The following is a 24,870-nucleotide window of genomic DNA, read 5'->3' as shown; positions in this document are numbered from 1 at the left end:
TCTTCACCCATGTCGTGTATTCGAGGGTACGCGGACGGATGGTTGCTTCGACACCACCCATCCTACCGCTGCTCAAGAACATGCGACATGGGTTCTTTCTTTGTATGACCCTGAGGTCTGGTTTCAGGTGAATAACCGAGGTTAACTCCGTTGACTCCGTGTGAGGCATCATCTTTCTGCGGAATCGCGAGCGCAGGGGCAACGACATGAGCAAACTCTGTTGACCCTGTTGACTCTGTGTGAGGCCCGATCTTTTGGCGGATGGGCAGGCTCCATTGTGCCCGGGCCTGCCGCGTGCTACAAACGATTGCGGCAAGCGGCGGGGATCACGGACGAGGAGCGGGGGAGGCGGATGGCGGAGTTCATCGTGTTCGCGGGGAGCGCCAACCCGGCGCTGGCGGCGGCGGTGGTGCAGGCGCTGGGGGTGCAGCCGGGGGCGGCGGAAGTGGAGCGCTTTCCCGACGGAGAATCCAGCGTAAAGGTGATGGAGTCGGTGCGCGGCAAGGACGTGTACCTGCTGCAGCCCACCTGCCCGCCGGTGAACGACCACGTGATGGAGCTGCTGGTGTTCGCCGATGCCTGCCGGCGCGCGGCGGCGGGGCGCATCCACGCCGTCGTCCCCTACTACGGCTACGCGCGCTCCGACAAGCGCCACGGCCGCCGCGAGGCCATCACCGCCAGCATGGTGGCGCTGCTGATGCGCGCGGCCGGCATTGACCACGTGGTAACGCTGGACCTGCACACCGACCAGGTAGAAGGCTTCTTTCCGGGTCCTTTCGACACGCTCACCGCCGTCCCCACCCTCTGCGCCGCGCTGGGGACGGAGCTTCCCGCGGACGCCGTGGTCGTTTCTCCCGACGCGGGACGGGTCAAGCTGGCGACGGAGTACGCCACCCGGCTGGACCGCCCGCTGGCCGTGCTGCACAAGCGCCGCGAAACCGGCACGCGCACCCAGGTAACGCACCTGGTGGGCGAGGTGGAGGGGCGCACCTGCCTGATCATCGACGACATGATCTCCACCGGCGGCACCCTGGTGGAAAGCGTGGTGGCGCTGCGCGAGGCGGGGGCGGCCAGCTTTCTGGTATCCGCCACCCACGGCCTGCTGCTGCGCAACGCCGTGGACCGCCTGGCCGACGCCGGCGTGGAGCGCCTGTTCGTCACCGACACCGTGCCGCCGTGCGAGGACCGGCGCGGGATCGTGCGCGTGGTTTCGGTGGCGCCGCTGCTGGCGCACGCCCTTCGCCAGCTTACGCGGGACCGCTCGCTGCAGGAGCTGTTCTGACGCCAGCCGGCCCGGTCCACGGATCGCGCGGGGTCGGGGCATCGCGAAAATCCATCCGCCGTCCCATCCACGTACCTGAGAAGGAGATAGATACCGCGCGCGGAATCACGCTTCGTGCGCGGACGGTCGCGGCCCGAAAAACATCTGCTTCAAAGTGCTACACGATTTTGCATCAGCCTTGACCAGCGCTACTTGCGCAGCTAATGTAAAACCCTGTATGCACGCGAGTTGCGCAGAATGTAGCGCCTTTTGTCGTGCGCACGCCCTCCCGGAAGCGCTCCCGTGATCCTTTCCGTCTTCGCCATCGCCGTGCTCGCGGCCCTGCTGGTGACCCCCGCCGTGGTGCGGATGGTGACCACGCGTGGGGTTTACGGGCACGTGCGTCCGGGCTCGGATCCGGACGCGCCGCGCATTCCGCGGCTGGGCGGCATCGCCGTGTGCCTGGCCACGACGGCGGCGCTGGGCGCGGCGGCGCTCATGCCGGGGCTGGCGGGCGGCTCGTCGGAGACGGCGTTCCTGGCCGGGACGCTGCTGGCGGGGTGGATCATCTTCGCCGCCGGGCTGCTGGACGACCTGTACGACCTGCGGCCCACGAGCAAGCTGCTGGCCCAGTGCCTGGCCGCGGTGGTGGCGTACGGCGTGGGCTTTCGCATCGAGCAGGTGTCGTTCGCCGGCATCTCGCTGCAGGTGGGGGTGCTGTCGCTGGCGCTCACCATGCTGTGGATCGTGGCGGTGGTGAACGCCTTCAACCTGATCGACGGGCTGGACGGGCTGGCGACGGGGATCGGGCTGGTGGCGCTGGGCAGCACCTTCGTGGTGGCCTGGATGCTGGGCAACACCGAGGTCGCCGTGGTCTGCGCGGCGCTGGGCGGCGCGCTGCTGGGATTTCTGCGCTACAACTTTCGCCCCGCGCGCATCTTTCTGGGCGATTCGGGGAGCCAGTTCGTGGGCTTCATGGTGGCGGTGCTCTCGGTGCACGGCTCCACCAAGAGCGCCACGGCGGTGCTGGCCGCCGTGCCGCTGCTGATGCTGGCGCTTCCCCTGCTGGACACGCTCCTTTCCATCCTGCGCCGCTGGCTGCGCGGCAAGCCGGTTTTTGGCGCCGACGAGCACCACCTGCACCACCGGCTGATGGCGATCGGGCTGACGCACGTGCGCGCGGTGGTGCTGCTGTACGTGTTTGCCGCGGCGCTGGCGGTGCTGGGCGTGGTGCTGGCCTTTGGCCCGGCCAAGATGGTGACGATCACGGCGCTGGGCGGCGCGGCGGTCAGCGTGGCGCTGCTGCTGTTCGCCATCAAGCGCCTGGGCTATCACGAGTTCGTGGAGGCCGGGTCCGTGGTCACCTCGGGGATGCGCCGCGTGCGGCACAGCATCCGTGACCAGATCCACGCCCGCGACGTGGCGCAGGTGCTGGCGCGGGCGGAGTCGATGGTGCACCTGCAGGCCATCCTGCAGGACAACGCCGGCGCGCTGGGGCTGCTGTACGCCAGCGTCTGCCGCGAGTCGTCGCGCGAGGGTGCGCGGGCGGAGCTTCCGGCGGACGTGGCGCCCCGCGCGTGGAAGCTGGACTGGCCGGTGGAAGCCGGCTCCCCGGACCCGTGGGTGCTGCGCCTGTGGGCCGACGCCCCCGACGACCTGGGGATGCTCACCGCCGACCGCACGGCGCGCGTTCTGGCGACCGCGGTGCGCGACTGGATGGCCGGCCCACCCGCGCCGCCGCGGGCGCTCCCCGATCCGCATCCCGCCCCGCACGGGGTTCCCAACCCGTCCGGTGCCTCCGCGTAGCGTGGACGGCTCCGCTCCCGATCTTCCTCTCGTCCAGTTCATCCCCGCCGACCCCGTGGAGTCCGCGGGCGTTTCCGCGCGCCCGCCACTCTCGATCGTTTACCTGAGCGCCTCGGCCGCGGTGGGCGGGGCGGAGCGCGCGCTGCTGGACCTGCTGGCCAGCCTGCGCTCGGCGGAGCCGGAATGGCGGCTGGCGGTGGTGGCGCCGGAGGAGGGGCCGCTGCTGGCCGGGGTGCGCGCGCTGGGGGTGGACGCGGACGTGCTGGCCTTTCCCGCCGCGCTGGCCGGGCTGGGGGACGCGGGCGCGTCGGCGGCGGGCGGGCGGGGCGGTGCGCTTTCGCTGCTGCTGGGGATGCTGCGGGCGGGGCCGGGCGCCGCGCGCTACGTGTCGCGGCTGCGGGGGCTGCTGGCGGAACTGCGGCCGGACGTGGTGCACACCAACGGCTTCAAGATGCACCTGCTGGGCGCGCGGGCGGCTCCGGCGGGGGCTCGGCTCGTCTGGCACCTGCACGACTTCGTCTCCACACGCCGGGCCATGGCGGGGCTGCTGCGGCGCTCGGCCGGGCGCGTGGACGGGGTGATCGCCGTGTCCCGCTCCGTGGCGGAGGACGCCGCGGCGATCGTGGGGCCCGACGTCCCCCTGCGGACGGTGTACAACGCGGTGGACCTGCACCGCTTCCGGCAGATCGGGCCGGTGATGGACCTGGATGCCGCCGCGGGGCTGCCGCCGGCCCCGGCGGGGACGATCCGGGTGGGGCTGGTGGCCACGATGGGCCGGTGGAAGGGGCACGGCGTGTTCCTGCGCGCCATCGCCGCGCTGCCTGGGGAACTGCCGGTGCGCGCGTACGTGGTGGGCGGCGGCATCTACCGCACGGCGGGGAGCGAGGTGAGCGCGGAGGACCTGCGCGCGCAGGCGGAGGCGCTGGGGATCGCGGACCGCGTGGGCTTTGCCGGCTTTGCCGACGACGCGGCGTCGGCCATCCGCGCGCTGGACGTGGTGGTGCACGCAAGCACACAGCCGGAGCCGTTCGGGCTGGTGATCGCGGAGGCGATGGCGTGCGGGCACGCGGTGGTGGCCAGCGCCGCCGGCGGGGCGGGGGAGATCGTGACCCCCGGCCACGACGCGCTGGCCGTGCAGCCGGGGGATGTTGAGGGGATGTCGGAGGCGATCCGCCAGTTGGCGCTGGACCCCGTGCTGCGCGACCGCCTGGGCCGCGCCGGCCGCGAGACCGCCGTCCGCCGCTTCGACCGCGCCCGCCTCGCCGCCGAGGTGGCGCCGCTCTATCGTTCGCTGACGTCGAGCCGTTGACCATCAACAGCACGCATCATGGGGGAAGGAACAGGAAGCACAACGAAGACTGCCCCGAAGAAGGCTGCCGATGAACCCGAAAAGGCAAAGACGTGTTTCGTCATTACCCCCATAGGTGATGACGCGTCGCCAACCCGCCGGGCGATCGATGGCCTTGTGGATGCGGTCATTGAGCCGACACTGCGCGAACTTAAATTCGACGTCGAAGTCGCCCACCGCATCTCGAAAGCTGGTTCAATCACCCATCACGTCATTGAGCTACTGCTTTCGGCGGACCTCGTGGTTGCGAATCTGACCGAGCTCAACCCGAACGTCATGTACGAGCTCGCGGTGCGGCACGCCAAGCGCCTGCCCGTGGTGATCGTGGCCGAACGGGGTACGAAGCTGCCCTTCGACGTCGCCGACGAGCGGACGATCTTCTACACGAATGACATGGCAGGCGTCCTGGAGCTCGCAGGTAATCTGCGCAGGATCTCGGTGTCCGCCATGGAGGACCAGCAGCCAGATAACCCGGTCTATCGTGGTGCACAAGCGCTGGTGATGCGCGAAGTAGCCGCGACCGATGCGGATCAGTTCATCTTGGAGCGCCTGGACCGGCTGGAGGCGCTGATGGTACGTGTCGTACGCGAATCAGCGGCCGCCGCGCCGTTTCCTGCTCGGACCTTCGAACGCACGAGACAGGTCGTGGTGATCAGGGGCGAGTGGTCGAACAGAAATCGTTTCCGTGAGGTGGTGTACGCCGACTTCGTGCTGGCGAACCCCATCATCAACGTGATGAGTTCGGATGCCGCTGACACCTACCTGTTCCACCCGGGATCCTGGCTCGATGAGGTGCAGGAAAGGTTCCGAGCCGAATCTGTGAAATTCGATCTGGAGGTTTCTCTGCTCAACTGATTCCTCGGGCGGCGGTCCGTTGATTGATTGAGCCGAACGCCCGCCGCCAACTTCGGTATCTTCCACGATCTCTTCTCCCTTCTTTCTTGCCATGATCTCACGTCTTCGCTCTCTCCTCTGCGCGGCTGCGCTGCTCACGGCCGGGCACCTGTCGGCCCAGACGCCCGGTTGCCGGCATGGGGAGGCAGACGACAGCGGAATGGCGGTGTCCGTGGCGGTGCTGGCGCATCCCACCCGCGTGGCGGCGACGCTGGATTCGCTGCTGCAGGTGCAGGGCTATGCGATCGGCGGTTCTCCCGAGGGGCTGGGCAGGTGGAACGTGCAACCGCGGTTCACCTGGTTGCGGGAGGTGGAGGAGGAAGACTGGCACGGCGACGAGCATCCTGGCGTGCAGCTGTCGGTGGAAACCGAGGCGCGCGGCGACTCCACCGCCGTGGAGGTGGGCGCGCGCGTGCTGTGCAAGGTGCCTCCGGCCAAGGGCGGCCCCGATGACATCGGCACGATGGTGGAGCTGCTCTCGGCCAGCATGCTGGCGACGGGCCTGCCCGAGGCGCTGGACAGCCTGCGCGCCGCCGGCGTCGATCCGCTGACGCCCGTTGCGCGCGAGCGGGAAACGGTGCATGCGCCGGAAGCCGTGGGCAAGTTCCGGATGGTGGGCCGGCAGGACTACCCCGACCCGCGCCTGGGCAGCAACGTGCGCTACGCCCGCGACGACGGCCGCTACGTGGACATCTACGTGTATCCCGGAATGCGCGTGGACTCGGCGTGCGACGCGGCGTGCGCGGTGAACACCGAGGCAGACGGCTTTGTGGCCGGGTTTCCGGAGCTGGTGCGGGCGGGGCACTTCGAGGAGGCCACGGTGGTGCGCGACGAGCGGCCCCAGCCGGGTGCCGGCGCGCCGTGGGCGTACGGCCGTCACCTGACGCTCAAGATGCGCCGGGAAGGCCAGGTGGTGGACTCGCACTACTACCTGTATGCGTTCCCCGGCTTCTTGCTGAAGGTGCGCGCGACCTTTCCCCCTTCGTCAGACACGCTGCGGGACGTGACGGCGTTTGTGGACGAGTTGCTGCGCACGCTGATGACGCGGTCCGAGTGAGCCTCGCGGGTGATGATCGGGGTGCCGCGCCGCCCCTTCGCGCGCTGCACGTCTATCCCGGCAACCTGTACGGCGGGGTGGAGCGGATGCTGGTCACCTTTGCCGCGACGCGCGTCGAGGGGCTGGAGCAGAGTTTCGCGCTGTGCTTCGAGGGGCGGCTGGCGGAGGAGACCCGCGCCGCGGGTGCGCCGCTGCAGATGCTGGGCGCGGTGCGGATGAGCCGGCCGTGGACGGTGGTGCGGGCGCGGCGGCGGCTGGGGCGGCTGCTGGAGGATGCGCGGCCGGACGTGGTGATCTGCCATTCGTCGTGGACGCAGGGGCTGTTCGGGGACGTGGCGATGACGCGCGGTATCCCCGTCGTCTTCTGGCTGCACGACGCGGTGACGGGAACCACGTGGGCGGATGGATTCGCCAAGCGGACGCGGCCGGCGCGCGCCATCTGCACCAGCGAGTTCGCGCGGGGAACGCTGCCACTGCTGTGGAAGCGGCTGGCGTCCGACGTCATCTATCCCCCCGTGCCGGCGTCGGGCGTGGTGGCGGTGGATCGCGGGCAGATGCGGGCGCGGCTGGAGACGCCGGTGGACGACATCGTCATCCTGCAGGCGAGCCGGATGGAGCCGTGGAAAGGGCACCGGCTGCTGATCGAGGGGCTGGGCCGCCTGCGCGGTGTCGATGGATGGACGGCGTGGATCGCCGGCGGCGCGCAGCGGCCGCACGAGGAGGCGCACCTGGCGGAGATGTACGCGCTGGCGCAGAGCCTGGGCGTCGCGCCGCGCATCCGCTTCCTGGGCCAGCGCGATGACGTGCCCGCGCTGATGGCCGCCGCCGACGTCCTCTGCCAACCGAACCTGGGCCCCGAGCCGTTCGGCATCGCCTTCGTCGAGGCGATGCACGCGCGGCTCCCCGTCGTAGCCACGGCCATCGGCGGGGCGAAGGAGATCGTGGACGCGGCGTGCGGCATCCTGGTGCCGCCGCGGGACCCCGCCGCGCTGGCGGATGCCCTCCGCCGGCTGATCGCCGATGCCGCCCTGCGCGGACAACTCGGCGCCGCGGGCCCGGCGCACGCCCGCGCGCTGTGCGATCCGCATCAGCAGACCACGAAGCTGCGGGACGTGCTCGCGGCGGTGGTGACGGGTGCGGGTTCGGCGGCGCCTGGCTACGGCTGAGCCCGCGCAGGCGTGAGCCCCGCCACCGAGGCCCGCCGGTGATGAGCGGATCAATCCGCTGCTGGGAAAGCGATAAGCCCCGCAAACTGCCGCGGGGCTTCAACGGCAAAAGGCGGCCACGGCCAGGCTGATCGCGCGGCAGGGAGCCGGCGGACCGATTGTCCGCGCAGGCGGACAGCGTGACGTTGTTGCCGCAATTTCAATCGCTCTTCGGCCCATCCCTCCACGCGCACGGGCCCGTGAACAACCCCGCGCCCGCCAATCCGCGCAGGCGGATTTCGTGTGGTTGTTGCAGCGAATCCATTCGCCCTTGCCGGCTCCGGCAACTCACCTGGCCGGAATCGCCATCGTCATCCTCCCTCCCCCCGGGCTACAACCCTCGCCTGCATCTGGTCACCGATGGGAACAGGTGAGTAGATTCCCCGCTCGCACGGCCCTGGTCCTCGATCCGAAGTTCTCCACGCGCGGATGACGCAACCCACCCACAGCACGGAAGAGCGCGCGCGCCGCAGCCTGGGCGCCAGCGGCGACGCCATCTACCGCATGGTGGAACGGGCCGTCCGCGCGCGGCATCCGGGGGGCGGCACGCTGGTGGACGTGGGGTGCGGATCGGGGCTGCTGTGGCCGCACGTCCGCAACCACTTTGGCCGCTACGTGGGCGTGGACGTCCTTCGCTACGACGGCTTTCCCGCGGACGGCGAGTTCATCGCGCTGGACCTGGACCGCGGCGACGCGCCGCTGGCGGACGGCGTCGCGGACGTTGCGGCGGGGGTGGAGACCATCGAGCACCTGGAGAACCCGCGCGCCTTTGTCCGCATGCTGGCCCGGCTGGCCAAACCGGGCGGATGGGTCGTCATCACCACGCCCAACCAGCACAGCCTGCTTAGCAAGACCCGCTTTGTGCTGCGGGACGAGCACGCGGCGTTCACCGACACCTCGTATCCCGCGCACCTGACGGCGCTGCTGGCCGTGGACCTGCGGCGGATGGCGGCGGAGTGCGGGCTGACCGACGTGGCGATCGAGTACAGCGGGAGTGGGCGGGTGCCCTCCACCGGAAGACACTGGCCCTCCGCCGTTTCCCGCGCCTTTCCGCGCGCGTTCAGCGACAACCTTCTGCTGGCGGGACGCAAGCCGCATGTCTGAGATCCTGCGCCCGCCGCCGGCCTGGTTTCGCGCCGCGCGCGCCGTCATCCGCCGGCTTCCCGCCGGCCGCTTTCGCGCCTTTGAAACGCTGGCGCGGGTGCCGCTTGCTCCGTTCGTGGACCGGCTGGGCGGCCAGGCGGGAGGGATGGCCTACCGCTGCGACCTGCGGGACTTGGTGGCGCGGGAGATGTGCCTGACTGGCGGCTACGCCCCCCTGGAGGCGGCGCTGGTGCGCCGGGCGCTCCCCGCCGGCGGCACCTTCGTGGATGTGGGGGCAAACCTTGGCTACTTCACGCTGTTCGGCGCGGCCCGGGTGGGGAGCGCGGGGCGCGTGGTGGCGCTGGAACCGCATCCCCGGATCGCCGCCGTGCTGCGCGCCAACGTGGCGATGAACGCGCTGGCCAACGTTCAGGTGCGGGAGGTGGCGGCGTCGGACGCCGCGGGGACGGCGACGCTTTCCGGCTTTTCGGAGGACGGGGGAAACTGGGGCGTGTCGTCCATCACCCGCGCATCGTCCGCGACCGGGCCGTCCTTCCAGGTGCCGTGCGCGCCGCTGGACCAGGTGCTCGACGGCGTGGGAATCGACGCCATGGATCTGGTCAAGGTGGACGTAGAGGGCGCGGAAGGGCGGGTGCTGCGGGGGATGCGCGACGGGCTGCACGCGGGCCGCTACCGGCGGGTGATGGTGGAGCTGCACCCGTGGGAGCACGCGGACTTCGCGCGGGAGTTCGCCGCGATGTCGGACGCGATGCGCGCGGCGGGATACCGCGGCTGGCTGGTGGAGGAGTCGGCGGAGGCGGCGCGGCGGGCGTACTACGGCGCGGCGGCCGCGCCCTCGCTGCGTCCGCTGGACGACGCGGTGCTGGCGGGGACGTGGCCCCACGTGCTGTGGACGCTGCCGGGGATGGAGATCGCGTGAACACCGTCGCGCGCCCGCTTCCCTACGCCGCGCCGTACGGCAGCCCCCGGGCCCGGCCGCGCGCGGCGTTTCCGTGGGTGCCGGCGTTCATCGTGTTCCAGATGCTGTGCCAGCTGGTGCTGATCAGCGGCGACATTGGCTGGGCGCGCATGCTGGTGCGCATGGCGGCGTTCGGGGCCAGCCTGGCGCTGGTGTTCGGGCTGCGCGGGCGCGGCTCGGCGCACCCCGCGTCCGGCCCGGCGGTGCTGGCGCTGGCGGTGCTGGGCATCTGCGTCTTTCACCCCGAAACGCGCGGCCTGGAGGCCGGCGTGGCGCAGGTGGCCCTGTACGCGGCGGTGCTGGGGCCGCTTTTCTGGGTGCCGCGGCTCACCAGCATCGACCTGGGGATGCTGCGCCGCGCCGTCGTCATCCTGTGGGTCTTTCACACCTTCAGCGCGGGGATCGGGGTGATGCAGGTGTATCGCCCCGGCACCTTTCAGCCGCCCGTTTCGGCGGTGATCGAGTCCAAGGGCCAGGACTACATCGAATCCCTCAAGATCACCACCGCCACGGGCCAGCGCGTGCTGCGGCCCATGGGGCTTACGGACGTGCCGGGCGGGGCCGCCATCTCCGGGCTGTACGCGGTGCTGCTGGGCGTGGGCTTTTTTCTCACCCGCCGCACGCCGGGCGTCATGGCGGTGTCGCTGGCCAGCATCGGGCTGGGCGTGGCCTGCCTGTACCTGTCGCAGATCCGCGCGCTGGTGGTGATGACGGGGATCAGCCTGGTGGCCGTCGTGGGGATCCTGCTCTGGCGGCGGGACGTGCGGCGGCTGTCGACGCTGGTGGCGGGGCTGGGGGTGATGGTGCTGGCCGGCTACGTTGCCGCGCGCAACATGGCGGGCGCGGACGTAGCCAACCGCATGGGCACGCTGGTGCGCAACCGCCCCACGCAGGTGTACTACGAGAACCGCGGCCGCTTCCTGGAAGACGCCATCGTCAAGACCCTTCCCAACGCGCCGTTCGGCGAGGGGCTGGGGCACTGGGGGATGACGGCCACGTACTTCGGCAGCGGCGCGCCGACGAAGAACGTGTGGGTGGAGATCCAGTGGGCGGGGTGGATCGTGGACGGGGGCGCGCCGCTGCTGGTGACGTACCTGCTGACGATCGCCATCGCGCTGCTGACGGTGTGGCGCACGGCGCGCGCGCGCCCGCCCTCGCCGGAGGCGCACGACCTGCCGTTCTGGGGCGCCATCGTCCTGGCGTACAGCGTGGGGGCCACGGCGCTCACCTTTTCGTATCCCATCTTTCTGTCCCAGTCGGGGATGGAGTTCTGGCTGCTGAACGCCACCCTGTTCGCCGCCGCGCGCCACGCCCGGCAGTCGGCGGCGGCGGCCGCGGTCCCGGCGCGGTGAGGCCCTGGGTGATCGTGGCCGGCGACTTCGTCCGCACCGGCGGGATGGACGCGGCCAACCACGCGCTCGCCCGGTACCTGGCGCGGAGCGGAACGGAGACGCACCTGGTGGCGCACCGCGTCGCGGACGACCTGGCGGCGCTGCCCAACATCCGCTTCCACCCCGTCCCGCGTCCCCTGGGCTCCCACACCCTGGGCTTTCCCCTGCTGGACCGGGCCGGCCGCCGCGTGGCCAAGTCGCTGGGCGGACGGAATCCCGTCGTGCTGGCGAACGGCGGCAACTGCCGCGCGGGGAACGCCGTCTGGCTGCACTACGTCCACGCCGCGTACGCACCGCAGGTGGCCGGACAGCCGCTGCGGCGGATGATGGCCTCCGCGTCGCGATCCAAGGCGCTGCGCGACGAGCGGGCCGTCGTCCGAGGCGCGCGAGTCACCGTCAGCAACTCGGCGCTCACGCAGCGGCACGCGACCGATCTGCTCGGCGCGAACCCGGATTCTGCCTACTTTGTCCACTACGGTTCGGATCCCGAGCGCTTTCGCCCGCCGTCCGCGGAGGAGCGGGCGGAGGCGCGGCGGGGGCTGGGATGGATGGACGACGCGCCGGTGGTCTGCTTTGTCGGCGCGCTGGGGGACCGGCGCAAGGGGTTCGACACGCTGTTCGACGCGTGGACGCGGCTCTGCGCGGACGGGTCGTGGGACGCGCGGCTGGCCGTCGTTGGCGCGGGTGGGGAGCTGGAGGCGTGGCGCCGGCGCGCGGCGGAGGCGGGGCTGGCGGACCGCATCCTCTTTCTGGGCTTTCAGCCGGACGTGCGGCGGGTGCTGTGGGCCGCGGACGCCATGGCGGCGCCCACGCGCTACGAGGCCTTCGGCCTGGCCGTGCAGGAGGCGCTGTGCTGCGGGCTCCCCGCCATCGTCAGCGCGAACGCGGGCGTGGCGGAGCGGATCCCGGAATCCATGCACGGCCTGCTGGTCGGCGATCCGGACGACGCGGCGGAGCTGGCGCAGAGGCTGCGGGCGTGGCGCGGCTCCATCCACATCCACCGCGACGCGGCCCTGGCGCTGAGCGCCGAGCTGCGGTCGCGCACCTGGGACGACATGGCGCGGCTGATGACGACCATCATCCTGGAGGCGCTTTCGTGACGGAGACGCACGCCGGATTTACGCCCACGGGCGCCTGCTGGATCTGCGGGGGGACCCGGATGACGCCGGTGACGCGCGCCATCTTCGAGTTCTCGCTGTACGCGGAACAGGACCCGGAGCTGGCGCGCTACACCGGCGCCACCGTCGATCTCGTCCGCTGCCGGACGTGCGGGTTCGGGCAGCCCGCGGCGCTGCCGTCGCTGCCGGACTACTTCGGGCGGATGTACGACCAGCGCTGGTCCGAAGAGTGGATGGAGACGGAGTTTACCGACGGGACGAAGGACCTCATCTTCCGCGAGGTGGTGGCCCAGCTGTCCGAGCGCGTGCCGCAGCGGAAACGGACGCTGCTGGATCTGGGCGCGCACGTGGGGCGGCTTATCCAGGTGGCGGCGGAGGCCGGGTGGCGCGCGGAAGGCGTGGAGCTGAACCCGCGCACCTCGGAGTACGCGGCCCGCGCCACCGGCCTGCCCGTGCACCGCGCGGACCTGCGCGACCTGATCGCGGAAGGCCGCCGCTACGCCGCGGTCACGCTGATCGACGTGCTGGAGCACATCGCGGAGCCGGTGGACGCGCTGCAGGGGATCCGGGCCGTGCTGGAGCCGGGCGGATGGATCGCCGTCAAGGTGCCGCACGGCCCGCACCAGTGGATGAAGGAGCGCATCCGCGGGCGCGTCGTTCGCGGGTACCGGCCCACGGTGGCGGACAACCTGGTGCACGTGTCGCACTTCACGGCCGGATCGCTGCGGATGGCGCTGGAGCGCGCGGGGTTCGTGGACGTGTCCATCACCACCGCCGCGCCCGTTCTGCCGCCGCCGGGCGAGGGTGCCGCCCGCGCCGGCCAGGTCGCCCTGCGCCGCGGGATGACGGCCGCCGCGCGGCTGATCCCCGGCGGCACGCGCACGCCGCTGGCGATGAACCTTCAGGCGTACGCGCGGGCGTTCGTGTAGGGCCCTCACCCGCTCGCTGAGGCTCGCACCCTCTCCCGCAAGCGGGAGAGGGTATAAACGGCACAGGCGGTGGAGTGCTTCGGACCAGGCGGTGCGAGGGGCGCGCCCCCTCCGGGCCGGCACCACCGGCCCACCTCCCCCGAAACTGCCGGGGGAGGTTGGTGTGGGGTTGAGATCGGAGTGCTGCGGATGGCGCGGCGCGAGGGGCACGCCCCCTCCGCTCGCTTAGGCTCGCACCTCCCCCAAAAAAACCTGGGGGAGGTTGGGGTGACGCAGGGTGCGGAGCGCTGCGGGTGAACTGGAGCGGGATGGTAGGCGGCCCCCCTCCCCGGCCCTCCCCCACAAACTGCGTGGGGGAGGGAGAACGGCAGGGAGTGTGTCGCAGCGGGATCGAATTCTCCCCTCTCCGTGAGGAACGAACGGGGAGGGGCCGGGGGAGGGGCACCCTCGCCGACGTAGCTCGATCCTTCGGCAACGCGCAACCTCCCCCAGGGTTTTTTGGGGGAGGTGGGCGAGGTTTACGAGCCCGGAGGGGGCGCTGTCGACGCCAGTTCGAAGGTTGCCGGACCGGAGGGCTACCGCCGAAAATGCGCGACGCCGGAATCTGGGGTGGACTCGTCGTCGCGGACCAGGCGCAGGCCGGCGCGCTGCAGGGCGGCAAAGAGCGGGGCCTTGGGGCCGTTGGGGTGGTACTCCATCTGCCATGCGTTCACCGACGCCAGCGCCTCGGGCGGCAGGTGGGGCAGCACCTCGTGCTCGGCCCCCTCGATGTCCATCTTTACCAGGTCGATGCTCGGTACGCCCGCCACGTCGCGGGCGCGGTCCAGCACCTGGGCCAGGGTAACGGCCTCCACCTGCACCGATGCGGGAGGGGACGCCGCATTCGCCGGGTGAATGCCGCGAGAGGGGCTGGGGTGCGCGGGGTCCGCATCCATCCACCGCATTCCCGGCTCCGCCGCCACGGCGTGCCGCCAGACGGTGACGCGCGCGCCCAGCCCGTTGTTGGCCACGTTGCGCAGCAGCCGCGGGTGCTCGTGGGGATGCGGCTCGACGGAGAACACCCGGGCGTTGGGCGCCCGCCGCGCGGCGTAGAGCGTGAACGCGCCCCAGTTGGCGCCCACGTCCACGATGCACAGCGCCTTTTCTGGCACCGCGTACTCCTGACGGCAGAACACGACCCACGCCGTCGCCGCGTCGTGCCAGCTTTCAACGCGGACGACCGCGCCGGAGCGGGCGCGCAGGGTGAACGGATACGCGGGCTCCGCCAAGTGCAGGTAGGCGCGCACCAGCGTGGCGCCGTTGCTGAAGGAGGCGAGCGCGCGTACGACTTCGGCCGCGCGGCCGGGATGGGCCGCGGCACGGGCCCAGCGTGGAAGCATCCTGTTTCGTCCCGTCGAATGGGTTGGGGAGAATCTTACGTCCGCATCCGCTCGCTGGCGAGGGCAGCGCGTGGTGACGGGGTGAACGTGTGACAGGGTGAACGGGTGAGCGGCAGGACTGGGGATTCGAGGGACGCGGGGATCGAGCTTTCCGTCGTCATCGCCACGCACGACAACCTGCCGGTGCTGCGGCGGGCGCTGGAATCGTGGCGCCGCTTTGCCGCGGACCAGCCGGTGGAGCTGATCGTGGTGGAGGACGGCTGCACCGACGGCACGCCGGAGTTCCTGGCCGATCTCACCGCCCGCGGCTGGGACGGCCCGCCCCTGCGGGTGGCGCACGAGGACGACGCGCACGAGCTGGTGTGCACCAACCGCGGCTTTGCCGAGGCGCGCGGGCCGCTGGTGCTCAGCTGGCACGACGACATGTTCGTCCGCGCCCGCTGGTTCGTCCCCGAACTGCTGACCACCTTTCGCGCCTACGACGAGATCGGGATGCTCAGCCTGAGCCGCGGCCTCCTTTACCATCCCGTCGAAGAGCCGGTGCGCACCTGGGAGGACACGGTGGACTGGCGGCGGATGGAGAGCACGCTGGGCCCCGCGCCGCTCAACTGGGCGCGGCTGTTCGAGGTGGACGGCGTCATGCGCCCGTGGATCGTCCGCAAGGCGTGCATCGACCGCGTGGGGCCGCTGGACCCCGCGTATCGCCCGACGGAATGGGACGAATCCGACCTCGCCTATCGCATCCGCGCGGCGGGTTGGAAGGTGGCCACGCACGGCTACGAGCGCGACGGCGCGTACGTGCACCAGCTCAGCACCACCTACGCGCGCACCCCTTCGCAGCGGCGGATGGAGATCGGCCTGAGGAACGGCAGCCTGTTTTACTCGCGCTGGATGGACGCCATTCGCGCGGAGGACAGCCGCGCGCGGACGTCGTGGCTGCGGCGGGCGTCGCCGGCGGGGTGGGCGGCCACGGCGCGGCAGGTGGCGCGCTTTGCGGCGGGCCGCCGGGACGCCGCGTGAGCCGCACGCGCCGGGCGGGGATCGCCGCCGGCTTTGGCTACCTGCAGTTCGGGCTGGCGCTGGCGTCCGGCATCCTGGTGGTCCCCTTCGTTTTGCGCAGCGTGGGGAGCGAGGCGTACGGCGTGTGGCTGGGCTTTGGCGAGCTGGTGGCGTACAGCGCCATGGCCGACCTGGGCGTGCTGGGTGTGCTCCCCTGGCTGATCGCCGAGGCGGACGGGCGACAGGATCGCGACGAGATGCGCCGCCTGGTGAGCGCGGGCGTGGTGGCGGCCACGCTGGCCGCCGTAGCCTTTGCCGCGCTGGCGCTGGGGCTGCTGGCCCTGGCGCCGGGCCTCACCGGCGTGTCGGACGCGCAGCACGCGCAGGTGATGGGGCCGCTGATGCTGCTGGTGGCGGGGATGGCGGCCGCGTACCCGGTGCGCGTCTTTCATGCGCTGCTGGTCGGCCTGCAGGACGTGACCTTCGCGGGGCGGATGGGGATCGCGGTTCCGGTGCTGAACGTGGTGCTCATCATCGGCCTGCTGGTGGCGGGGCAGGGGCTGTACGCGCTGGCCGCCGCCGCCACGGTGCCCACCCTGCTGGCCGCCTGCGCCAGCGTGTTCCGCGCGCGGCGCATCGCCCCGGAGCTTATGACGGGCTGGCGCTGGCCGTCGCTGCGGCTGCTGGGAAGCGTGACGGCGCAGGGGATCGGCGGATGGGTGGCGGGGCTGGGGTGGCGGATGATCTCGGCCACCAGCAACCTGGTGATCCTCGCCGTAGCCGGCCCCGTGGCCGCCGTTACGTACGCACTCACCGCGCGCCTGGCGGACGTGGCCACGCAGATGAGCTGGCAGATCCCGGACGCCGGACTGGTGGGCCTGGCCCAGCTCAAGGGCGAGGGCCGGGCCGACCGCGCGCGGGAGATCGTGATCTCCATCCTGCGCCTTACGCTGATCGGCGCGGGGGCCGTCGCCTGCGGGGTGCTGGCCTTCAATCCCAGCTTCGTCTCGCTCTGGGTGGGCCCCGACAAGTTCGCCGGGCTGGCGACCAACGCGCTGGTCGCCCTGGGCGCCGTGGCACTGTCGCTGGCGCACGCGCTGGCGACCACGGCGTCCACGCTGGGCGCGCGCGTGCAGATCGGCTTCGTCTCCGTGGCCCAGGGCGTGGTGCACCTGGGCGCGGCCATCCTGCTGGGCCGCGCCTACGGCCTTCCCGGCGTGGCCGCAGCCGCGGTGATCAGCACGGCGCTGGTGGCGTATCCCGCGGGCGCCTACTTTCTGCGCCGCGTGACCGGCCTGGGCCAGGCGCAGCTGTGGCGCGGCGCGCTGGGGCCGTGGTCCACGCGCGCCATCCTCCTGCTGCTCCTGGGCCTGGCCGTGGGGGTGGCGGGATGGCGCGCGTCCGTATGGCCGCCGCTGCTGATGGCGCCCGTGCTGGGGATGCTGTACGTGTGGTGGATGCGCCCGCTGTACCAGGACCTGCCGTTCCCCGCGCGGCTGCGCCCGATCCTGGCGCGCCTGCGGCTGGTGCCCGAGCACGGCGGCGCGGGAGTCCCGCTGCCATGAGGGCTCACGCGCGTTTCCGCCAGGACCCTCTCCCCCGCCGGGCCTTTCGCTCGTTCCTCGCGACGGCCGGCGACCCCTCCCCCAACCCCGGGGGAGGGGTTGGCGAGGCCGATACACCGGCGCGTTTCGAGGCGCGATCGAAGTCTCCCCTCTCCGTGAGGAACGAACGGGGAGGGGCCGGGGGAGGGGCACCTCGGCGGACGCAGTTCGATGCCGTTTGCCGTGCCCCGATTCGTCGGCTACTCCAACCTCCCCCAGGGTTTTTGGGGGGAGGTGCGAGCCTGAGCGAGCGGAGGGGGCGCCGCCGCTCGCGCCAAATTCTGCCCAGCGTGATGCCGTTGCGGCCCGGCGGGGGCATCGCCCCATGACCCGCGCCCTCTTCGTCAACTCCGGCATCCTGGGCCACGCCTCCGTCGCGCGCCTGTTCCGCGACGTGGCGGAGCGCGATCCGTCCATCCAGGCCACGCACCTGGACCTGAGCGCGGAGCTGACCACGGCGGAGCGCGTCATCCGCCGCGTGATGTGCGCGGGTCCGGCGCCCGGCTCGTCCGCCGCGGCGTCGCTGGCGCTGCCGCGCTTGCGGCACGAACTGCATTCCGGCGTGCTGGCCGCCCGGCGGATCGGCGCGCTGGAGCGGCAGGGCAAGGCGTTCGACGTCATCCACTTTCACACCCAGGCCACGGCGTACGCCAGCCTGGGCCGGATGAGGCGGACGCGGTCCGTCGTCTCCATCGACGTGACGCAGCGGCTGGCCAGCGGCGAGGTGCCGGCGGGGCTGGCGCGGCTGGACTTCGCGCCCAACGCCGTGATGGACCGGCGCGTCTTTCGCGCGGCCGCCGCCATTACCGCCACCTCGCGCTGGGCCGCGGACGACCTGCTGCGCGAGCAGCCGGAGCTGGCAGACCGCGTGCACGTGATGCCGTACCCCGTGCCGCTGGACGGCTTTGACGCGGCGTGGGTGGAGCAGCGCGCCGCGCGCAGCCCGGCGCGGCCGGTGCGCGTGCTGTTCATCGGCGGCGACTGGATGCGCAAGGGCGGGCCCGCGCTGCTTGAGGCGTGGCGCGAGGGCGGGTTCGCGGAGCGCGCGGCGCTGGACGTGGTGACGGACTGGCCCGGGGTGTCGGCGCTGGACGCGGGCAACGTCAACGTCTACCGCGGCGTGCGCGCGTACACGCCGGCGTGGTTCGACCTGTGGCGCCACGCGGACGTGTTCGCCATGCCCACCCGCGGCGAGGCGTTCGGGATGGTGTTCCAGGAGGCCGCCGCCGCCGGGCTCCCCGCCATCGGCACGCGCATCAACGCCGTCCCCGAGATCGTGCAGCACGGCGCCACCGGCCTCCTCGTCCCCCCGGACGATCCGCGCGCGCTGGCCGACGCGCTGCGCCGCCTGGTGAACGACGCGCAGCTCCGCGCCCGCCTGGGAGGTGCGGCGCGGGCCCGGATTACGCAGATTGCATCCTTCGATCGCTACGCCGCGCGGCTTGGCGCGATACTGAAAGGCGGTGCCCACGATCAGGTGCCCAGTGCCCGGGAACGGCGGGCAGACGATCCATCGGACGCCTGATCCGGGCGCCGGGCACGTCATTCGGCACGATCCACCGGGCACTTGACCCCTGGCACTGGACACTTCCATTCCATGAAGATCGGCATCACCTGCTACCCCACCTACGGCGGCTCCGGCGCCATCGCCACCGAGCTGGGGATCGAGCTTTCGAAGCGCGGGCACGAGATCCACTTCATCTCGTACGCCCAGCCGTTCCGCCTGCCGCACTTCATGCCGCGCGTGTACTTTCACGAGGTGGAGACCACGCGCTACCCGCTGTTCGAGCACAACAACTACTCGCTTTCCCTCGCCGCGATGATGCACGAGGTGGCGCTGCGCGCGGAGCTGGACCTGCTGCACGTGCACTACGCCATCCCGCACGCCACCAGCGCCTGGATCGCCAGGGAGATGCTGGGCTCCGGGCACCCGCTCAAAATCGTGACTACGCTGCACGGCACCGACATTACGCTGGTGGGCCAGGAGCGCAGCTACTTCGACATCACCCGCTTCTCCATCCAGAAGTCCGACGGCATCACCGCCGTGTCGGACTACCTGAAGCGCGAGACGGTGGACCGCTTTCGCGTGCCGGGCGACACCATCGAGGTCATCCACAACTTCGTGGATCCCAGGCTTTACCGCCGCGGATCGTTCCCCTGCCGCAAGGAAACCTTTCTGCGGCCGGACGAGATGCTGGTGATGCACGTCTCCAACTTTCGCACCGTCAAGCGTATCGCCGACGTGGTGCGCATCTTCGCGCGCATCCACAAGCAGATTCCCAGCAAGCTCATGTTCGTCGGCGACGGCCCCGAGCGTCCCACCGCGACCGCGGAGGCCGAGGCGCTGGGGATCACCGACCGCGTGATCTTTCTGGGCAAGCAGGATTCGGTGGCCGAGCTGATGACCTGCGCCGACCTGCTGCTCCTTCCCTCCGCCAGCGAGTCGTTCGGCCTCGTCGCCCTGGAGGCCATGGCCAGCGGCGTTCCCGTGGTCTCGTCCAACGCGGGCGGCCTGCCCGAGGTGGTGGAGGACGGGGTGACCGGGCACATGGGCAGCGTGGGCGACGTGGAGGCGATGGCGGAGATGGGCGTCTCCATCCTCCGCGACAACCGCAAGTGGCTGGCGATGAGCGTCGCCTCGCAGAAGGTGGCCGCCGAGCGCTTTGGCGTGGACGTGATCGTCCCCCAATACGAGCGCTACTACGAGCGTGTCCTGGCGGATGCCCCCGCGCCCCCCGCCGAATCACTTCTCGCCACCGCGGGGGACGACTGATGCCGCTTCCGTCGAGCGCCTTTGCCCTGATCGACGCCGCCCTGGCCGAAGACGTGGGCCCGGGGGATTTCACCACGCTGTGGACCGTGCCCGAGGAGCGCCGGGCCGAGGCGCGCATCGTCGCCAAGTCGCCGGGGGTGATTGCCGGCTCCGAGGTGGCCGCGGAGGTTTTCCGTCGCGTGGATCCCTCCCTGGAAGTCTCGGTGGGTGTGGTGGATGGGACCGCCGTGGAGCCCGGCGACGTCGCGATGACCGTCCTCGGCTCCGCGCGCTCGATCCTGACGGCGGAGCGGACGGCGCTCAACTTCATGCAGCGCCTGTCCGGCGTGGCCACGGTCACGCGGCGCTACGTGCGCGCGGTGGAGGGCACCGGCGCGCGCGTCATCGACACCCGCAAGACGACGCCGGGGATGCGCGCGCTGGAAAAGGCGGCGGTCGTCTCCGGTGGCGGCGCGAACCACCGCTTTGGCCTTCACGACATGGTGATGATCAAGGACAACCACATCGCCGCGGCGGGCGGGATCACCGCGGCGGTGAAGGCCGTCCGCCGGCAGAACGAGCGCGGGCTGAAGGTGGAGGTGGAGACCACCACGCTGGACGAGGTGCGCGAGGCGCTGGCGGCCGGCGCGGACCGCGTCATGTTCGACAACATGGACCCGCCGCTGATGCGTCAGGCGGTGGATCTCGTCCGCGCCGCAGATCCGCGGCCGGAGACGGAGGCGTCCGGCGGCATCACGCTGGACACCATCCACGGCTACGCGCAGACGGGGGTGGACTTTATCTCCATCGGCGCGCTGACGCACTCGGCGCCGTCGCTGGACCTGTCGCTGCAGCTGCGCGCCGCGTGACGGACCTCGTCGCCGACCGCTGGGAAGGCGTCGCGGCCGAGGAGCTTGCGGCGCGCTGGGGGCTGCCCTCCGTGCACCTGTTCGCCCGTGTCCGCTCGACGAACGACGCTGCGCGCGCGCTGGCGGACGGCGGGGCGCCGCACGGCACGCTGGTGCTGGCGGAGGAGCAGACGGCGGGGCGGGGCAGGAGCGGCCGCGCCTGGGCCTCGCCGCCGGGGGTGGGGGTGTGGATGTCGATGGTGGCGCGCCCCGCCTCCCTCCCGGCGCCGGGGCTGCTGCCGCTGCTGGTGGGCCTGGCCGCCGCTGAGGCGGTGGACGCCTTTGTGCGCCCCGCAGTGACGCAGCTCAAGTGGCCCAACGACCTGCAGCTGGCCGGACGCAAGATCGCCGGCATCCTGTGTGAAGGGAGCTGGGACGGCGCGCGGCCGGGAAGCGTGATTGTCGGCATTGGCCTGAACGTGCTGCACGCTCCCGGCGACTTCCCCGACGACGTGCGCGAGACCGCGACCAGTCTGCGCATCGTCGCGGGGTGGGAGCCGGCGCGGGTGGAGGTGGCGGGCGCCGTGGCCGCCGCCGTCGCCCGTGCGCTGCGCAATCCGCCGTCGCAGCTCACCGGCGCGATGCTCGAGGCCCTGCGCCGCCGCGACGCGCTTGAAGGCCGCCCCGTTCGCGTCACCGGCGCGCAGGAGACCGCCGGCACCGCCCTGGGCGTCAGCCCCGCCGGCGCTCTCCTCCTCCGCGATCCCGACGGCGTCCTGCGGACCGTGACCTCCGGCACGGTGCGGCTGGCGGGCTGAGGAGCGCGAGTTGGCCTGTTCAAAAGGAGCGCTTGAGAGACTTCGATCCGCGTGATTTTCAACAGCGATGCGGCAGGCGTGGGAACGAGCGTGTGCGCACCTGTGGCGCGTTCTGGACGGACTTGACGGCGGCTGGATTCTGCCTCATCGTTGATGCGTATCGACACCCGAACGCGGACGAGACATGGCGACCCAAATCTGCCGCCCACGCATTGCCCCCATGTGGAACGCCGGCCTCCGTCGTGGCCGAGAGCGCAACGAGACCACGCTCATGCTGCAGCAGTCACCCGTGATGCAGGAGATCCTGCGTCGCGCGGCGCAACAGCTACTGGCGTGGGGCGTCGTCCCGGAAGTGCCACATGTCAAGCAGCGGTTCGATTATGACCGCCGCTAAGCGCCGCGCGGACGAGCCCGCCACGTCGCCTGCCGTTCCCAAGGAAGATCGGCAGGCGATCGTGTTTAGCCGGTTTCGGCAGGATCTTGCCTGGTGGATCGGCTCCAGTCCGCGAACCGCACTGCGGGTGATGCGTCTGGTCGAGGAAATCGTTCGCGATCCGTATTTCGGAACAGGTAAGCCGGAAGGGCTGAAACACGACAAGCTTGGTAGCTGGTCCCGGAGGATTACCGACTCGGATCGCCTGATCTATCTGGTGCAGGGAGCATCCGTGTACTTCCTTGCTGCTCGTTGGCATTACGAGCGACGCTGAAGAGAGTGGATCGTAGTGTTCGCACTTTCGCACTTCCGCACTCTCGCCCTCTCGCACTTTACACCATGGACCTGGTTTTCGACGTCGGCAACACGGAGACGGTGATCGGCTGGTTCCAGGACACCAGCCTGCGTGGGCACTGGCGCGTCTCCACCGACGGCCGCCGCACCGCGGACGAGTACGGGCTGATGCTCACGCAGCTGATGAGCGCCGCCGGCGCCGGCGGGACGCCGGTGCGCGCGGCCACCATCGGCTCCGTGGTCCCCGCGCTCACCCTTACGCTGGCGGAGGCGTGCCGGCGCTACCTGCGCGTGGAGGCGGTGGCGGTGACGGCGCGCACGTCCCTCCCTATCCGCCTTGACGTGGAGGAGCCGCTTACCGTGGGCGCCGACCGCATCGTCAACACGCTGGCGGCGTTGCGCATGTACGCCGCCGACACCGTGGTGGTGGACCTGGGGACGGCGACCACCTTTGACTGCATCACCCGCGACTGCGTGTTCATCGGCGGAGTGATCTCGCCGGGCGTAAAGACGGCGGCCAGCAACCTTACCGAGCGCACGGCCAAGCTGCCGCGCGTGGAGCTGGTCCCGCCGCAGAAGGTGATCGGCCGGCGCACGGAGGCGTGCATCCAGAGCGGGGTGTTCTGGGGCGCCGTGGACGCCATCGACGGCACGGTCACCCGCATCCGTGAGGAATGGGGATCGGACCAGCTTCTCGTGGTCGCCACCGGCGGCCTGGCCGAGCTCATCGGCCCCCACTGCCGCACGGTGCAGAAGATCGAGCCATTCCTTACGCTCTACGGCCTGGAATTCGCGCGCGAGCACCTGGCTGGCGCCGGCTGAACCGGCCTGGGGGCGCAGAGGATTTCATCCACGTCGAACGATGTACGATCCAGACGCTCCGCTCCCCGAGATGCTGGGTGTCGCGCCGCCAGAGCACGACGCCCGCGGGCACATACTGGTGCTGCTGGTTCACGGAATGGGCGCTACCGTGCTGGGATGGTCGGTGCTTGCCCCGGCGTACGACGCGTATGAAGTGGGGGAGTGGGTTCTGATTGTAGTTCTCGGCGTACTGGTGTGCGCCGGTATCGGGTATCTGGCGGATGGGATGCGGCGGTTCAAGTGCTGGGTGTGGTTCTTCGTCATGGGATGGTTGGTGCCGGCAATGGCAGTGGGGCTGGGCGAACTGCTGTTCGGGACGCTTACGCCCGAGGACGGGATCGTCATCGTAGGGACGATGATGGTAATGGGTGCAGTGCATTACCTGTGGGCTCGCCGCCGGGAGTTCTGGGTCGACGCGCGTCTGGAGGCCCGGCGCCCCAGGCATCGCTCCGTCACGCCCGAGTGGCGGGCGGCGCGTCTCGCCCGCATCGGGGCGGGGCCTGGCGGGGAGCGCCGCACCGTGTCGCCGCGGCCGGGCGCGCTCTGGCTGCGCCGCGCCTCCGCCGGCCGCGGATAAGCCGCCGGCGCGAAACCCGCGACGACTCACGCCGTAAGGAGTTGAGAACGCGTCGAGCCCCCGATCGCCTACCCATCTCCTACCCCATGCAAGATTTTCCGCGCGTATCGGGCACGTTTCGCAGCGTGGCGTGGATCGTTGGCCCGCTTCTGCTGCTGATGGGCATCGGTACCCTTGTCGCCTGCGCCGTGGCACTCTTTCAGACTCGTGTTTCCACGGACGGAGTGCGGCTGGCGTTCCTGGCCGTCGGCTGGATCGCACTGGGAATCTGGTTCATCGCCGCGGCGCGCAGCGGGCACGTCACGCTGCCCGCCCAGATCTTTGGCCTGGCACTGCGTGGATTCCGCGCCGGGCAGCGGCGGCATTCTGACCCGCGGCTGCGCCGGTAGCGCGTCCGCTCCGATCATCAACTACGTCCAGCCCCTCCGCTGGGCAGGCGAGGCCCTTCGACCGTACGCGGCCGATGATGTTGCGTTCGCCTGTGCGCAGCGCTCCCTTGGGGAAGTCGACGGCCTCCCGCGCATTCTGGTGGATATGGGAGACGGGGAGCCGGCGATGGGCTTCCGGTGTCGCGTTGGCCAGGCGGGCGGTTGCGGGGCGCGGGAGGCGGCGGGTAGCTTTTGCGGCATGCCCACCCGACTGCACGTGTCCGGCGACGTCACCGTTCCCGGCGACAAGTCCCTCACCCACCGCGCGCTGATGTTCAGCGCCGCCGCGCGGGGCGAAAGCCGGCTGCGCGGCTTGCTGCCCGGCGAGGACTGCCGCAGCACCGCGTCCGTGCTGCGCGCGCTGGGGTGCGACGTGCCGGACCTGCCTGCGGACGGCTCCGAGATCCGCGTCCACGGCCGCGGGATCGATGCGTGGACTGCGCCCGCGGCGTGGCTGGACTGCGGCAACAGCGGAACCACGTCGCGGCTAATGATGGGCCTGCTCGCCAGCCGCCCGTTCGCCAGCACGCTGACCGGCGACGACTCGCTGAGCGGCCGCCCCATGCGGCGCATCACCGAGCCGCTGGCGCGGATGGGCGCCGTCTTCCGCGAGCTGGGGGAGCCCGGCCGCCTCCCGATCGAGGTGGAGGGCGGCGCGCTCTCCCCGCTCGACTACGCGTCGCCCAAGGCGAGCGCGCAGATCAAAAGCGCGGTCCTGCTGGCCGGGGTGGGCGCGGGCGTCCCCGTCTCGGTCACCGAGCCGGCGCTCTCGCGCGACCCCCCGGAGCGGCTGCTGGCCGCCCTGG

24 protein-coding genes are annotated in these 24,870 nt (G+C 71.3%); 23 read left to right on the top strand and 1 reads right to left on the bottom strand.

All coding sequences use genetic code 11. The features are described 5' to 3' along the window. Positions 1 to 352 precede the first annotated feature (352 nt). The 11 genes from ACOJUJ_RS21180 to ACOJUJ_RS21130 all read left to right on the top strand — a co-directional run bounded on the left by ACOJUJ_RS21180 (position 353) and on the right by ACOJUJ_RS21130 (position 13,071). A complete protein-coding gene (locus tag ACOJUJ_RS21180) occupies positions 353 to 1,282 on the top strand; it encodes a ribose-phosphate diphosphokinase (protein ID WP_420128906.1) in 930 nt (309 codons plus the stop codon). Positions 1,283 to 1,564: 282 nt separating this feature from the next. Then, on the top strand, positions 1,565 to 3,067 hold the full coding sequence (locus tag ACOJUJ_RS21175; RefSeq protein ID WP_420128905.1) for an MraY family glycosyltransferase: 1,503 nt from the start codon (positions 1,565 to 1,567) through the stop codon (positions 3,065 to 3,067). After that, the gene (locus tag ACOJUJ_RS21170; protein ID WP_420128904.1) at positions 3,054 to 4,376 is read left to right on the top strand and encodes a glycosyltransferase family 4 protein; all 1,323 of its coding nucleotides are present in this window, start codon (positions 3,054 to 3,056) and stop codon (positions 4,374 to 4,376) included. Before ACOJUJ_RS21175 ends, ACOJUJ_RS21170 begins: the two co-directional genes overlap by 14 nt. A gap of 18 nt (positions 4,377 to 4,394) precedes the next feature. Then, entirely contained in the window at positions 4,395 to 5,270 is an 876-nt protein-coding gene (locus ACOJUJ_RS21165; RefSeq protein ID WP_420128903.1) for a hypothetical protein, read from the top strand. A 91-nt stretch (positions 5,271 to 5,361) separates the two neighbouring features. Next, the gene (locus tag ACOJUJ_RS21160) at positions 5,362 to 6,366 is read left to right on the top strand and encodes a hypothetical protein (protein ID WP_420128902.1); all 1,005 of its coding nucleotides are present in this window, start codon (positions 5,362 to 5,364) and stop codon (positions 6,364 to 6,366) included. Further along, positions 6,363 to 7,532: a glycosyltransferase family 4 protein gene (locus ACOJUJ_RS21155; RefSeq protein WP_420128901.1), complete on the top strand. Its 1,170-nt coding sequence runs from the start codon at positions 6,363 to 6,365 to the stop codon at positions 7,530 to 7,532. The genes ACOJUJ_RS21160 and ACOJUJ_RS21155 overlap by 4 nt, the downstream gene beginning before the upstream one ends. 468 nt (positions 7,533 to 8,000) lie before the next feature. Then, entirely contained in the window at positions 8,001 to 8,675 is a 675-nt protein-coding gene (locus tag ACOJUJ_RS21150) for a class I SAM-dependent methyltransferase (protein ID WP_420128900.1), read from the top strand. Beyond that, on the top strand, positions 8,668 to 9,594 hold the full coding sequence (locus ACOJUJ_RS21145; protein ID WP_420128899.1) for an FkbM family methyltransferase: 927 nt from the start codon (positions 8,668 to 8,670) through the stop codon (positions 9,592 to 9,594). Before ACOJUJ_RS21150 ends, ACOJUJ_RS21145 begins: the two co-directional genes overlap by 8 nt. Continuing rightward, entirely contained in the window at positions 9,591 to 10,985 is a 1,395-nt protein-coding gene (locus ACOJUJ_RS21140; RefSeq protein ID WP_420128898.1) for a hypothetical protein, read from the top strand. Before ACOJUJ_RS21145 ends, ACOJUJ_RS21140 begins: the two co-directional genes overlap by 4 nt. Continuing rightward, positions 10,982 to 12,124 carry a glycosyltransferase family 4 protein gene (locus ACOJUJ_RS21135; protein WP_420128897.1) on the top strand — a complete coding sequence of 381 codons (1,143 nt, stop codon included), beginning with the start codon at positions 10,982 to 10,984 and terminating at the stop codon, positions 12,122 to 12,124. Before ACOJUJ_RS21140 ends, ACOJUJ_RS21135 begins: the two co-directional genes overlap by 4 nt. Further along, positions 12,121 to 13,071: a class I SAM-dependent methyltransferase gene (locus tag ACOJUJ_RS21130; protein ID WP_420128896.1), complete on the top strand. Its 951-nt coding sequence runs from the start codon at positions 12,121 to 12,123 to the stop codon at positions 13,069 to 13,071. Before ACOJUJ_RS21135 ends, ACOJUJ_RS21130 begins: the two co-directional genes overlap by 4 nt. Before the next feature lie 575 nt (positions 13,072 to 13,646). On the opposite strand, the gene ACOJUJ_RS21125 is transcribed toward ACOJUJ_RS21130, so the two are convergent. After that, the gene (locus tag ACOJUJ_RS21125; protein WP_420128895.1) at positions 13,647 to 14,450 is read right to left on the bottom strand and encodes an FkbM family methyltransferase; all 804 of its coding nucleotides are present in this window, start codon (positions 14,448 to 14,450) and stop codon (positions 13,647 to 13,649) included. A 105-nt stretch (positions 14,451 to 14,555) separates the two neighbouring features. On the opposite strand from ACOJUJ_RS21125, the gene ACOJUJ_RS21120 reads away from it, so the two are divergent. The 12 genes from ACOJUJ_RS21120 to ACOJUJ_RS21065 all read left to right on the top strand — a co-directional run. Beyond that, positions 14,556 to 15,470, top strand: a complete 915-nt coding sequence (locus ACOJUJ_RS21120; protein WP_420128894.1) for a glycosyltransferase family 2 protein — start codon at positions 14,556 to 14,558, stop codon at positions 15,468 to 15,470. Further along, positions 15,467 to 17,014, top strand: coding sequence for a lipopolysaccharide biosynthesis protein (locus tag ACOJUJ_RS21115; RefSeq protein ID WP_420128893.1), 1,548 nt, complete (start codon positions 15,467 to 15,469; stop codon positions 17,012 to 17,014). Before ACOJUJ_RS21120 ends, ACOJUJ_RS21115 begins: the two co-directional genes overlap by 4 nt. A gap of 364 nt (positions 17,015 to 17,378) precedes the next feature. Further along, complete coding sequence (locus tag ACOJUJ_RS21110; RefSeq protein ID WP_420128892.1) at positions 17,379 to 18,578, top strand: glycosyltransferase family 4 protein; 1,200 nt, start codon at positions 17,379 to 17,381, stop codon at positions 18,576 to 18,578. Positions 18,579 to 18,650: 72 nt separating this feature from the next. After that, entirely contained in the window at positions 18,651 to 19,826 is a 1,176-nt protein-coding gene (bshA, locus tag ACOJUJ_RS21105) for an N-acetyl-alpha-D-glucosaminyl L-malate synthase BshA (RefSeq protein ID WP_420128891.1), read from the top strand. Continuing rightward, positions 19,826 to 20,674: a carboxylating nicotinate-nucleotide diphosphorylase gene (nadC, locus tag ACOJUJ_RS21100; protein ID WP_420128890.1), complete on the top strand. Its 849-nt coding sequence runs from the start codon at positions 19,826 to 19,828 to the stop codon at positions 20,672 to 20,674. Before bshA ends, nadC begins: the two co-directional genes overlap by 1 nt. Continuing rightward, the gene (locus ACOJUJ_RS21095) at positions 20,671 to 21,471 is read left to right on the top strand and encodes a biotin--[acetyl-CoA-carboxylase] ligase (RefSeq protein ID WP_420128889.1); all 801 of its coding nucleotides are present in this window, start codon (positions 20,671 to 20,673) and stop codon (positions 21,469 to 21,471) included. The genes nadC and ACOJUJ_RS21095 overlap by 4 nt, the downstream gene beginning before the upstream one ends. A 184-nt stretch (positions 21,472 to 21,655) precedes the next feature. Beyond that, the gene (locus tag ACOJUJ_RS21090) at positions 21,656 to 21,865 is read left to right on the top strand and encodes a hypothetical protein (RefSeq protein WP_420128888.1); all 210 of its coding nucleotides are present in this window, start codon (positions 21,656 to 21,658) and stop codon (positions 21,863 to 21,865) included. After that, positions 21,831 to 22,178, top strand: a complete 348-nt coding sequence (locus ACOJUJ_RS21085) for a Txe/YoeB family addiction module toxin (protein ID WP_420128887.1) — start codon at positions 21,831 to 21,833, stop codon at positions 22,176 to 22,178. The genes ACOJUJ_RS21090 and ACOJUJ_RS21085 overlap by 35 nt, the downstream gene beginning before the upstream one ends. 65 nt (positions 22,179 to 22,243) lie before the next feature. Continuing rightward, entirely contained in the window at positions 22,244 to 23,020 is a 777-nt protein-coding gene (locus tag ACOJUJ_RS21080; protein WP_420128886.1) for a type III pantothenate kinase, read from the top strand. Between the two features lie 40 nt (positions 23,021 to 23,060). Then, the gene (locus tag ACOJUJ_RS21075) at positions 23,061 to 23,636 is read left to right on the top strand and encodes a hypothetical protein (RefSeq protein WP_420128885.1); all 576 of its coding nucleotides are present in this window, start codon (positions 23,061 to 23,063) and stop codon (positions 23,634 to 23,636) included. 86 nt (positions 23,637 to 23,722) lie between these two features. Then, positions 23,723 to 24,025: a hypothetical protein gene (locus tag ACOJUJ_RS21070; protein ID WP_420128884.1), complete on the top strand. Its 303-nt coding sequence runs from the start codon at positions 23,723 to 23,725 to the stop codon at positions 24,023 to 24,025. 238 nt (positions 24,026 to 24,263) lie between these two features. Beyond that, positions 24,264 to 24,870 (top strand): 3-phosphoshikimate 1-carboxyvinyltransferase (locus ACOJUJ_RS21065; RefSeq protein ID WP_420128883.1); only part of this gene is annotated, 607 nt, incomplete at its 3' end.

The organism is Longimicrobium sp., from assembly GCF_048594345.1.
Taxonomy (GTDB): Bacteria; Gemmatimonadota; Gemmatimonadetes; order Longimicrobiales; family Longimicrobiaceae; genus Longimicrobium.
The sequence above is the reverse complement of the archived record's forward strand: the minus strand, read 5'-3'. Positions and strand labels throughout refer to the sequence as shown.

Coding starts and splice junctions, on each gene's coding strand:
- ACOJUJ_RS21180 (WP_420128906.1), top strand. CDS start 353: ATGGCGGAGTTCATCGTGTTCGCGGGGAGCGCCAACCCGGCGCTGGCG.
- ACOJUJ_RS21165 (WP_420128903.1), top strand. CDS start 4,395: ATGGGGGAAGGAACAGGAAGCACAACGAAGACTGCCCCGAAGAAGGCT.
- ACOJUJ_RS21160 (WP_420128902.1), top strand. CDS start 5,362: ATGATCTCACGTCTTCGCTCTCTCCTCTGCGCGGCTGCGCTGCTCACG.
- ACOJUJ_RS21150 (WP_420128900.1), top strand. CDS start 8,001: ATGACGCAACCCACCCACAGCACGGAAGAGCGCGCGCGCCGCAGCCTG.
- ACOJUJ_RS21145 (WP_420128899.1), top strand. CDS start 8,668: ATGTCTGAGATCCTGCGCCCGCCGCCGGCCTGGTTTCGCGCCGCGCGC.
- ACOJUJ_RS21125 (WP_420128895.1), bottom strand. CDS start 14,450: ATGCTTCCACGCTGGGCCCGTGCCGCGGCCCATCCCGGCCGCGCGGCC.
- ACOJUJ_RS21110 (WP_420128892.1), top strand. CDS start 17,379: ATGACCCGCGCCCTCTTCGTCAACTCCGGCATCCTGGGCCACGCCTCC.
- bshA (WP_420128891.1), top strand. CDS start 18,651: ATGAAGATCGGCATCACCTGCTACCCCACCTACGGCGGCTCCGGCGCC.
- nadC (WP_420128890.1), top strand. CDS start 19,826: ATGCCGCTTCCGTCGAGCGCCTTTGCCCTGATCGACGCCGCCCTGGCC.
- ACOJUJ_RS21090 (WP_420128888.1), top strand. CDS start 21,656: ATGGCGACCCAAATCTGCCGCCCACGCATTGCCCCCATGTGGAACGCC.
- ACOJUJ_RS21085 (WP_420128887.1), top strand. CDS start 21,831: ATGTCAAGCAGCGGTTCGATTATGACCGCCGCTAAGCGCCGCGCGGAC.
- ACOJUJ_RS21080 (WP_420128886.1), top strand. CDS start 22,244: ATGGACCTGGTTTTCGACGTCGGCAACACGGAGACGGTGATCGGCTGG.
- ACOJUJ_RS21075 (WP_420128885.1), top strand. CDS start 23,061: ATGTACGATCCAGACGCTCCGCTCCCCGAGATGCTGGGTGTCGCGCCG.
- ACOJUJ_RS21070 (WP_420128884.1), top strand. CDS start 23,723: ATGCAAGATTTTCCGCGCGTATCGGGCACGTTTCGCAGCGTGGCGTGG.